The sequence below is a fragment of the Caulobacter sp. P1_B12_2 genome, from assembly GCF_056406675.1.
Genome location: NZ_JBFTZS010000352.1, coordinates 1 through 4,979, shown reverse-complemented (window position 1 = coordinate 4,979; position 4,979 = coordinate 1). Strand labels below are relative to the sequence as shown.

The 4,979-nt window shown below is 69.0% G+C and carries 7 protein-coding genes and 1 pseudogene; 5 read left to right on the top strand and 3 right to left on the bottom strand.

Annotated elements, in window-relative coordinates; genetic code table 11:
• The 3 genes and pseudogenes from AC1DZ6_RS18900 to AC1DZ6_RS18890 form a co-directional block, all read left to right on the top strand.
• Positions 1-325: pseudogene (locus AC1DZ6_RS18900) on the top strand (DUF1579 domain-containing protein); the annotation flags it as partial.
• A 2-nt stretch (positions 326-327) separates the two neighbouring features.
• Positions 328-909, top strand: a complete 582-nt coding sequence (locus AC1DZ6_RS18895; protein ID WP_477098682.1) for a DUF1579 domain-containing protein — start codon at positions 328-330, stop codon at positions 907-909.
• 2 nt (positions 910-911) lie between these two features.
• Positions 912-1,367, top strand: coding sequence for an N-acetyltransferase family protein (locus AC1DZ6_RS18890; RefSeq protein WP_477098681.1), 456 nt, complete (start codon positions 912-914; stop codon positions 1,365-1,367).
• Here AC1DZ6_RS18890 and AC1DZ6_RS18885 read toward each other — a convergent pair.
• Complete coding sequence (locus AC1DZ6_RS18885; RefSeq protein WP_477098680.1) at positions 1,351-2,364, bottom strand: serine hydrolase; 1,014 nt, start codon at positions 2,362-2,364, stop codon at positions 1,351-1,353. The two genes, AC1DZ6_RS18890 and AC1DZ6_RS18885, sit on opposite strands and share 17 nt — an antisense overlap.
• A 114-nt stretch (positions 2,365-2,478) precedes the next feature.
• Between AC1DZ6_RS18885 and AC1DZ6_RS18880 the strand changes: the two genes are divergently transcribed.
• On the top strand, positions 2,479-3,264 hold the full coding sequence (locus tag AC1DZ6_RS18880) for an RNA methyltransferase (protein ID WP_477098679.1): 786 nt from the start codon (positions 2,479-2,481) through the stop codon (positions 3,262-3,264).
• A gap of 27 nt (positions 3,265-3,291) precedes the next feature.
• Here the strand turns inward: AC1DZ6_RS18880 and AC1DZ6_RS18875 are convergent, their stop codons facing one another.
• Both AC1DZ6_RS18875 and AC1DZ6_RS18870 read right to left on the bottom strand, forming a co-directional pair.
• Entirely contained in the window at positions 3,292-3,507 is a 216-nt protein-coding gene (locus AC1DZ6_RS18875) for a helix-turn-helix transcriptional regulator (protein ID WP_477098678.1), read from the bottom strand.
• A 2-nt stretch (positions 3,508-3,509) separates the two neighbouring features.
• Entirely contained in the window at positions 3,510-3,920 is a 411-nt protein-coding gene (locus AC1DZ6_RS18870; RefSeq protein ID WP_477098677.1) for a hypothetical protein, read from the bottom strand.
• Between the two features lie 175 nt (positions 3,921-4,095).
• Between AC1DZ6_RS18870 and AC1DZ6_RS18865 the strand changes: the two genes are divergently transcribed.
• A partial coding sequence (locus AC1DZ6_RS18865) for an alcohol dehydrogenase catalytic domain-containing protein (protein WP_477098676.1) occupies positions 4,096-4,979 on the top strand: 884 nt, incomplete at its 3' end.

Genomic DNA, 4,979 nt, shown 5'->3' with positions numbered 1-4,979 from the left:
GGATGACAACGTCCTGGATCTGCCCAGCGGCCCCTACAACGGCGTCACCCTGCGATCCTACGATCCAAGGACCGACCAGTGGCTGATCTGGTGGCTGGACGGCCGCAACCCGCATGGCGACCTGAATCCGCCGATGAGGGGGCGGTTCGTCAACGGGATCGGGACCTTCTACGCCGACGACGTGCTGCGCGGGAAACCGATCAAGGTGCGGTTCATCTGGTCGAACATCACCGCGACGGGCGCCCACTGGGAGCAGGCCTTCTCGCCGGACGGCGGCAAGACCTGGGAGACCAACTGGTTCTCCGACTTCTCCAAGGCGCGTTGATCATGACCGATCATCCCGACCGCCGCGGCGTGATGCTGGCGCTGGCCGTCCTGCCCAGCCTGACCGCCGCCCTGGCCGCCGCGCCTGGCCTCGCCCAGTCGCCGGCCAAGGGCGGCGGCTCGATCCACGACTTCGATTTCTTCGTCGGATCCTGGACCGTGCATCACCGCCGCCTGAAAAAGCGCCTGGCGGGCAATGACGATTGGGAGACGTTCGAGGGAGCCACCACCTGCCAGGCCCTGCTGGGCGGCATGGTGAACCTCAACGAGAGTTTCGCCCGGCGCGCCAGCGGGCCGTCCGCCGGCCTGGGTTTGCGGGCCTTCGACGCCAGAACCGGCGTCTGGGCCGACTGGTACCTCAGCGCCGGCGCCCCCCTGGACCTGGGCGAACCCGGCCTGGGCCGGTTCGAGAACGGCGTCGGGACCTTCCTGTCGGACGAGACCTTCGAAGGGCGGCCCGTCAGGGTGCGCGGACAGTTTCGCTCGTTGTCGCCGGACCTGGCCCAGTGGGAGCAGGCCTTCTCGCCCGACGGCGGCGTGACCTGGGAGACCAACTGGGTCATGCGCTACAGCCGGACCGCCTGACGATGCGGATCCGCCACGCCGCGCCGGGCGACCTGCCAAGTCTCGTCCCGATGTTCGACCGCTATCGCCAGTTCTACGACCGCCCGTCCGATGAAGCGGGCGCGCGCCGCTTCCTGGCCGAGCGGATGGCGCGGGGGCAGTCGGTGATCCTGCTCGCGCTGGACGCCGGCGAGGCCGTCGGCTTCGTTCAGCTGTATCCCAGCTTCTCGTCGATCCGGACGGCGGCGACCTTCATCCTCAACGACCTCTATGTCGAACCCGCCCAGCGACGCGGCGGGGCGGGCAGGGCGCTGGTCGAGGCCGCCGGCGCCATGGCCCGCGACGCCGGGGCGGCCGGCCTGTCCCTGGTGACCGGCGTCGACAATCTGGCGGCCCGGACCCTGTACGAAAGCCTGGGCTGGACGCGCGAGACCCGGTTCCTGGAATACGGCCTGGACCTGGCTACTTCGCCGCCTTGATCACCACCCGTCCGACGTCGGCGATCGCCTTTTCCTGCTCGGCGACGGGCAGGGACGAGCCTGAGATGAAGGCGACGACGGCGAACTTGCGGCCGTCCTTCAGGGTGTAGACGCCGATGTCGTTGACCACGGGCGTGAAGCCCAGGTCGGTGCGCGCCGTGGCGGGCACGTGGACCAGGCGGGCGCCGTCGGGCAGGGCGGCGCGCAGGCGGCCGGCCCCGCCTTGCGTCTGGCCGGTGATCCGGCCCAGCAGGCGTCGGGACTCCACATCCAGCAGTTCGGCCTGGTTCAGGGCCTCCAGGAACCGCAGGACGCCCAGGGGCGTGGCGGTGTCGCGCGGATCGGCCAGATAGGCCAGGATCGCGCGGCGGCGGTCGACGGCCGGCACCTTGTCGAGGGCGGCGCGATAGGCGGCCTCGCCCTTCCAGCCGGCGCGGAACGAGGCCAGGCCCAGGCTGTCGGGCTGCAGCTGGCGCTGGTAGCGGTCGACGTCCAGGTTGTTGACCTTGCGGCCCTGCAGCCAGGCGGTGACCGCGCCGGGACCGCCGATCCGCTTCATCAGCACGTCCGCGGCGGTGTTGTCGCCGTCTCGCACCGCGCGCTCAAGAAGCTCCTGGACGGTGTAGGTCGTGGGGCCCGTCCAGGCGTCGGCGATCGGGCTGTGGGGCGGCGACAGGTCGACGTCCTCGATCAGCAGGACGTCGTCCAGGGCCAGCCGCTTGGCTTCGACCTCGGCCATCACCGCCGCGCCCAGCGGGGCCATGAACACGGCCTGCAGCGGAAAGCGCTTTTCGCCATTGAAAGAGATGATCTGGCCGGTGCCCAGGTCCTCGACGGCCACGCCCAGGCTGCCCGGCGCGACGCGGTCGGCGATGGGCTGGAAATCGGCGGTCAGCTTCTCGCGGTCGAACAGCGGGTCGGTCTGGCCCAGCATCGGCGGTTCGCCGCAGCCGGCCAGCACAAGGGTCAGGAGAAGGACGGCGACGGGTCGGAACATGAGGCGTCTCTGGACGATCTTGGTGAGCTTCAGCGGACGCTGGGCCGTCGCTAAACGCATGAACCGCCATTGTGGGGCTTGCACCGCGCCGTGGTCCGGCGGCAAAGGGAGGCGATGACCTCCAAGCACCTCCCGCCCTGCGTGATCCTGAACCACCCGCAACTGGCCGAGAACATCGGCGCGGTCGCCCGGGTGATGGCCAATTTCGGGCTCGAGGACCTGCGCCTGGTCAAGCCGCGCGACGGCTGGCCRCAGGAGCGCGCCTGGCCCAGCGCCTCGGGCGCCACCTGGCCGCTCGACAACGCCAAGGTGTTCGACACCCTGGAAGAGGCCATCGCCGACCTGAAGCTGGTGTTCGCCACCACGGCCCGCCCGCGCGAGACCCGCCTGCCGGTCTATACGCCGCGCGAGGCCGCCGGCCACCTGGCCGCCGACGTCGCCCAGGGCTACGCCGTGGGCCTGCTGTTCGGCGGCGAGCGGGCCGGACTGGAGACCGACGACATCGCCCTGTGCCAGGCCATCGTCTCGATCCCGATCGACGAGAAGTTCCGCTCGCTGAACCTGGCCCAGGCCGTGTCGATCAACGCCTACGAATGGAAGATGACGGTCGACGACCGGCCGTGGTCGAAGTTCGAATACAACGTCGCCGAGCCGGCCGACCAGTCCAGCCTGCTGGGCCTGTACGGCCAGCTGGAGGACGAGCTGGAGAAGGCGGGCTTCTACCATCCGCCCGAGAAGAAGCCGTCGATGGTCCGCAATCTGCGCGCCCCGCTGGCCCGGGCCCGACTGACGGAGCAGGAGGTCCGCACCTTCCGCGGCATGATCACGGCCCTGTCCAAGGGCCGCGGTCGGGTGCTGGCCAAGCTGGCGGCGCAGAAGGCGGCCAAGGACAACGAGTAGCCCTCTCCCCTCCGGGAGAGGGTTCTCCTAACCCTCCCACTGAAACACCCGCTCCAGCCCGACTCCGAACACCTGGGCGATCCGGAACGCCGCTTCCAGCGATGGCGAGTACTTGCCTTGCTCGATGGCGGCGATGGTCTGGCGGGTCATGCCGATGCGCAGCGCCAGGTCGGCCTGGGTCATCTCGCCATGCTCGAAGCGCAGGCGGCGGATGTCGTTCTTGATCGGGGGCGGGGCCGGCACGGTCAGCAGGCCCGCCGATAGCCAAGGATGACCCCGCCGTGGCGGGCCAGCTCCGACACCGCCAGGGCCGCGATCACGGCGTTGGCCATCAGGGTCTTGTCGAAGAAATAAACCGTCACCGCCGCGGCCATCGCCGCGACCTGCAGCACGTAGAAGGCCTGGGCCCGGGCGTTCAGGTCGATCAACCGCTCCCGCTCGTCCTGCGGTCCGCGCGGCTCGCGGTTCAAGGCGGCGATCACGATCTGCAGGCCGACCTGCAGCACCACCAGCACGAAGATGCAGGTGGTCAGCGGTCCTGCGAAACCGACCGGCCGTCCGGCGGCGGCCGCCTGGCCGACATAGGCGAAATAGGCCCCGTAGACGACCACGGTCGTCCAGAACGAAATCCACGCACTCTTTTCTCGCAAGGCCATTCTTGGCTCCTAGTGATGTAAAAGATATCTAACATCGAGTGCGCCTTGCGCGCCATCATGTCAATAATATTTTACATCAGGATCGGGCGAGCCACAATCGCCGCCCCGACGGGACTGGTTCGCGCCGCCAAGCCTTGGCAAGGTGCCGCCGACTCGCATTCCGGAGACCTTCCCCATGAAAACCCGCGCCGCCGTCGCCTTCGCCGCCAAGCAGCCGCTGGAGATCGTCGAGGTCGATCTGGAGGGCCCCAAGGCCGGCGAGGTGCTGATCGAGATCAAGGCCACCGGCGTCTGCCACACCGACGCCTACACGCTGGACGGCCTGGACTCAGAGGGCCTGTTCCCCTCGATCCTGGGCCACGAGGGCGCGGGCGTGGTGGTCGAGGTCGGTCCCGGCGTCACCAGCCTGGCGGTCGGCGACCACGTGATCCCGCTCTACACGCCCGAATGCCGCCAGTGCAAAAGCTGCCTCAGCGGCAAGACCAACCTCTGCACGGCGATCCGCGCCACCCAGGGCAAGGGGCTGATGCCGGACGGCACCAGCCGCTTTTCCTACAAGGGCCAGACGATCCACCACTACATGGGCTGCTCGACCTTCTCGAACTTCACCGTGCTGCCCGAGATCGCCGTGGCTCGCATCCGCAAGGACGCGCCGTTCAAGTCGGCTTGCTACTGCGGCTGCGGCGTGACGACGGGCGTCGGGGCGGTGGTCAACACCGCCAAGGTCGAGCCGGGCGCCAACGCCATCGTGTTCGGCCTGGGCGGCATCGGGCTGAACGTCATCCAGGGCCTGAAGCTGGTCGGCGCCAACATGATCGTCGGCGTGGATCTCAATCCGGACCGCGAGGAATGGGGCCGCAAGTTCGGCATGACCCACTTCGTCAACCCCAAGACCATCGACGGCGATCTGGTCGCCCATCTGGTGGCCCTGACCGACGGCGGCGCGGACTACACCTTCGACGCCACCGGCAACACCACGGTCATGCGCCAGGCGCTGGAGGCCTGCCATCGCGGCTGGGGCGAGAGCATCATCATCGGCGTGGCCGAGGCCGGCAAGGA